Genomic DNA, 4,292 nt, shown 5'->3' with positions numbered 1-4,292 from the left:
CCCGGCGGCCACGCCGGTCAGGGCCTGCCGGCGGCGGCGCAGCCGGGCCCGCCCGCGGGCGATCACGGCCGGGGCGTCGAGGGCGGCGGGCGGCGCCGGGGTCTCGGCGAGGGCGCTCAGCCGGGCGGTCAGATCACGCTGCTCGTGCGACCTCATGACGTCCTCTCGGCGGTGGTGGGACGGGTGTCGAGCGCGGTCCGGAGGGTGGCGAGAGCCCGCGAGGTCTGGCTCTTCACCGTGCCGGAGGAACAGCTCATCGCGTCGGCGGTCTGATCGACCGTGAGGTCGCAGTAGTACCGGAGCACCACGGTGGCCCGCTGCTTGGGCGGCAGCTCGGCCAGCGCCCGGCGCAGGTCGAGCCGGGCGTCGAGGTCCGCGACCACCGACGCGACGTCCGCCGGTGTCGCGGTCCGCGTCGTCCGCCGCCACCAGGAGGTGCGCTGCTCGGCGAGGAAGGTGTTGACCAGCACCCTGCGGGCGTAGCCGTCCAGGTTCTCGACCCGGCCGGCCCGTGACCAGTTCACGTACAGCTTGGTCGCGCACTCCTGCACCAGGTCGTCGGCCCGGTGCCAGTCCCCGCACAGCAGATAGGCGACCTTGCGCAGCCAGCCGCTCCTGGAGGCCACGTACTCCGTGAACTCCGTGTCGCGCGTCCGCTTCGCCATCCGCACCCCCTCTCGTCGTGGTGGCGGCGCGCTGCCGCGCCGTCCGCCGCTCTAATGCGGGCCGCGGCCGGAAGGTTGCACGCGGAGCGCGCGGGCGGCGCACGTAGGCTTTCCGCCATGCCCAACGGCCGGTACTCGCTCCACGACCCTCACGACCACGTCCCGCTCGGGGAGGAGCGCTTCAGCTGCGCCCCCGGGGCGGCCGGCTGGCGGTACGTCTCCAAGACCTACGCGCCGGACGGCCGGGTGCTCGGCAGCACCGACCTCACCCTGGACTCGCGGGCCCGGCCGCTGCGGATGGAACTGCGGGCCGGCGGCTGGCAGGTGCGCGGCGGGGCGGTGGACGGGGTGGCCTGGGTCCGCACCGACGCTGCCGACCCCGCGGGCGAGCACGCGGCGGAGGGCCACGACCGGGCGCACGCCTTCACCGGGCGCTCGCCGGGCTTCCTGGTCGCCACCGCCCGGCTGCTGCGGCTGAGTGAGGGGGCGAGCGCGCGGGTGCGGCTGGTGGCCTTCACGGAGCCGGTGCTGGCGCCGCGCACCCTCGACCAGGGCTGGCTGCTGGAGGGCGTCGACACCCACGGGACGGACTCGGGCCCCCTGGTGGTCGAGCGGTACCAGGTGGCGGATCTGGAGACGGGGGAGCAGCAGGTCGTGCACCTGGCGGGGGACGTGGTGCTGGCGGCGGAGGGCGTCGAGCTGGAGGAGCTGGAGTCGCCGCCGAACGCCTGGCGGGTGGGGGCGGAGGAGGAGTAGCGGGCCGGTGCGGGCCCTGTGGCCTTGGCCCGGGCGGGCGGGGCTCAGGGGGAGGTCCTCAGGCGGGCGGTCCTCAGGCGGGTGGGGCGAAGCCGGTGCCGGGGGAGGATTTGTCGAGGGAGGGCTTGTCGTGGGACGGGGCGGCGGGCTGCGCGGGCACAGACGGCGCGGCGGGTGCGACCGGCGCCGCGGTCGCGGGCTGCTGCGCCGGCAGGCCGAGGACCCGGACGGGCCGTCCGTCGGCCGGGCCCGCCGGAGCCGGCGCGGGGAACGGACCGGAGGCCGGACGGGGAGCCGGGATCTGGGTGGGGACCTGGGTGGGGACCGGCCGGCCGGGTGCCGGTGCGCCCGCCCACAGCTGCTCCTGGGCCCGCGTCCACTCCCGCCGCTGGCGCTCGGTGAGCACCGCGCCCAGGTACGCCGCCGGGTGCAGCCCCGGTGCGATCGGGTGGCCGATCCGGGCGGACAGGTCCCCGGCCAGCCGGGTGGACATCCGGAGCATCACGGCCGGGTCCAACTGGCCGATCCGGCCCAGGAGTTGGCGGATGGCCAGCCACAGCGGCTCCGGTACGGCGGACAGGTCCATCGCGACCAGCTCGTGGCCCATCGACTGCAGCAGGTGCGGGTGCACCGGCGGCAGCGGGGAGGCGGATCCGCCCGCGCCCGGCGTGCGCTCACGGACGACCACCGTCCCGGCGAAGATGTCTCCGAGCCGCTTGCCGTCCGAGTTCACCACCGAGGTGATCACGGCCGGAGCACCGGTCAGCGCGATCAGCTCGACGAAGCCGACCAGCCCGCGCACCAGCGAGTGCCGGAACCGCACCGGACCGCCGTCGGTGCGCACCACCCGCAGGCCGAGCGTGGCCTTGCCCAGCGAGCGGCCACGGGTGAGGGTCTCGATCATCACGGGGACGGCCACCAGGAAGAACACCATCAGGCCGATCATCGTGGCGGCCAGCGCCGCGCCGTCGAGGCCGATCAGCGCGAGGCTCAGCAGCAGCGTGAACACCAGGAAGGCGGCGAACTCCACCAGCAGGTCGATCACGATCGCCAGGGCCCTGCTCGGAAGCTTCGCCGTCTGGAGGCCGAGAACGACCGCCTCACCCGTCACCAGGTCGCTCAAGACACCTGTCCGTTCACGTTCTTGGAGCCCGTACGGCTCGCTCATGGAGATCCGCCCCTGGGGGAGCAGCTGTGCCGGGGGAGGGAATCACCCCGGATCGGCTCCCCGTGAGCTGCTCTCCGCAGTCTGATCCGCAGTCGCCAACATACGGGGCCCGGTGGGCGCACGGGAAGTGAGATCCCGACGGCCGGAGCGGCCACCGCTGCTGGCATGCTGGGCCGCACGTGTCCGCCCGGACCCGCGGGCCCGGACCCGCCCGCGCCCGTATCCGTACGTCCGCGACCGCACGTCAACGAGCCGGCACGTCCGAGCCCGCCGTCGATCATGGAGCCGCCGAAATGGACCTGGACGTCTTCGTCGCCACCCACCAGGGGGAGTGGGCCCGGCTGGACGCCCTCGCCCGCCGCCGCCGGCTCGGCGGCGAGGAGGCCGACGAACTGGTCACCCTCTACCAGCGCGCCACCGGACACCTCGCCAAGGTCCAGGCCGCCGCGCCGGACCCCGCGCTGGTGAGTCGGCTGACCGGCCTGGTCTCCCGCGCCCGCGGCGCGGTGACCGGCGCCCGGAGCAACGGCTGGCAGGACGTCGCCCGCTACTACACGGTGAGCTTCCCGGCCGCCCTCTACCGCGCGCGCCGCTGGTGGATGCCGGTCGCGGTCGTCTCCATGGTCGGCACCGCGCTGATCGCGTGGTGGATGGCCACCCACCCCGAGGTGCGCAACAGCCTGGTCTCCCCCGAGTACCTCCAGGAGCTCACCCGCCCCGGCGGCCAGTACGAGGCGTACTACTCGGACCGGCCCGCCAGCTCCTTCGCGGCTCAGGTCTGGACGAACAACGCCTGGATCGCCGTGCAGTGCCTGCTGTTCGGGATCGCGCTGGGCATCCCGGTGCTCTACGTGATGTGGAGCAACGTGCTGAACCTCGGCATCGGAGTCGGGCTGATGGCCTCCGCCGGCCGCCTCGATGTCTTCCTCGGCCTGCTCATTCCGCACGGCCTGCTGGAGCTGACCGCGGTCTTCGTGGCCGGCGGCCTCGGCCTGCGCCTCGGCTGGACCGTCATCGACCCCGGTCCTCGTAGCCGCTCGGCGGCACTGGCGGAACAGGGACGGGCGATCATCGGTATGTCCATCGGCCTGGCGACGGTCCTGGCGGTCTCCGGTGTCCTCGAAGCCTTCGTGACCCCGTCCGGCCTGCCGACCTGGGCCCGCATCTCCATCGGCGTCCTGGCCGAGGTGGCCTTCCTCCTCTATGCGCTCGTCCTGGGTCGCAGGGCGGCCGAGGACGGAGAGTTCGGCGATCTGGACGCGGCCGACCGGGCGGACCTTCAGCCGGTGGCGGCCTGAGCCGATGTGATCGACAGGCCTCTGACCTGCTACTCTTCTTCTCACCCCGGCCAAACCATTGACGTGGTGAGGGTGGGCTAGTAGGTTTCAACGGTTGGGACCGACTGGACAACAGTCGGGCCCGGGCGTTAGTGTCTACGACACCGCCGAATCGAGGCCCGTGCGTTTCACGAAATGCGCATCCTCTGACGAAGCAAATCCCACGGACTGAGCACTCCGAAAGCCTTGATAGGCTTCGGAACGAAGTTCGCAGGAAATCCCGCCGGCGGGAATCGGATGAATGAAACTCCGGAAAACGGAGCGGAAAACATCTGGTAAGCTGGAAACACGAAAGAACGAAGCCCGGAGGGTCCGCTGGAAGGCGGTCCGAAGGAAGCGTCCGTTCCTTGAGAACTCAACAGCGTG

At 72.8% G+C, this 4,292-nt stretch carries 5 protein-coding genes; 2 read left to right on the top strand and 3 right to left on the bottom strand.

Annotated features, from left to right (window positions below; genetic code table 11):
* Nucleotides 1-152: 152 nt before the first annotated feature.
* Nucleotides 153-665 (bottom strand): SigE family RNA polymerase sigma factor, encoded by a 513-nt coding sequence (locus tag AB0E96_RS38810; RefSeq protein ID WP_359831195.1) that lies wholly within the window; start codon nucleotides 663-665, stop codon nucleotides 153-155.
* Between the two features lie 117 nt (nucleotides 666-782).
* On the opposite strand from AB0E96_RS38810, the gene AB0E96_RS38805 reads away from it, so the two are divergent.
* Nucleotides 783-1,421, top strand: a complete 639-nt coding sequence (locus tag AB0E96_RS38805; protein WP_359831193.1) for a hypothetical protein — start codon at nucleotides 783-785, stop codon at nucleotides 1,419-1,421.
* 73 nt (nucleotides 1,422-1,494) lie between these two features.
* Here the strand turns inward: AB0E96_RS38805 and AB0E96_RS38800 are convergent, their stop codons facing one another.
* Nucleotides 1,495-2,544 (bottom strand): RDD family protein, encoded by a 1,050-nt coding sequence (locus AB0E96_RS38800; protein WP_359831191.1) that lies wholly within the window; start codon nucleotides 2,542-2,544, stop codon nucleotides 1,495-1,497.
* Nucleotides 2,545-2,882: 338 nt separating this feature from the next.
* On the opposite strand from AB0E96_RS38800, the gene AB0E96_RS38795 reads away from it, so the two are divergent.
* Nucleotides 2,883-3,887, top strand: a complete 1,005-nt coding sequence (locus AB0E96_RS38795) for a stage II sporulation protein M (protein ID WP_359831189.1) — start codon at nucleotides 2,883-2,885, stop codon at nucleotides 3,885-3,887.
* Between the two features lie 135 nt (nucleotides 3,888-4,022).
* Here AB0E96_RS38795 and AB0E96_RS38790 read toward each other — a convergent pair.
* Nucleotides 4,023-4,292 (bottom strand): hypothetical protein (locus AB0E96_RS38790; protein WP_359831188.1); only part of this gene is annotated, 270 nt, incomplete at its 5' end.

This window comes from Kitasatospora sp. NPDC036755 (genome assembly GCF_040636595.1).
GTDB lineage: Bacteria > Actinomycetota > Actinomycetes > Streptomycetales > Streptomycetaceae > Kitasatospora.
The sequence above is the reverse complement of the archived record's forward strand: the minus strand, read 5'-3'. Positions and strand labels throughout refer to the sequence as shown.

Bases quoted from the DNA above. Each gene is read 5' to 3' on its own strand.
- AB0E96_RS38810 (WP_359831195.1), bottom strand. From the start codon at position 665: ATGGCGAAGCGGACGCGCGACACGGAGTTCACGGAGTACGTGGCCTCC.
- AB0E96_RS38795 (WP_359831189.1), top strand. From the start codon at position 2,883: ATGGACCTGGACGTCTTCGTCGCCACCCACCAGGGGGAGTGGGCCCGG.
- AB0E96_RS38805 (WP_359831193.1), top strand. From the start codon at position 783: ATGCCCAACGGCCGGTACTCGCTCCACGACCCTCACGACCACGTCCCG.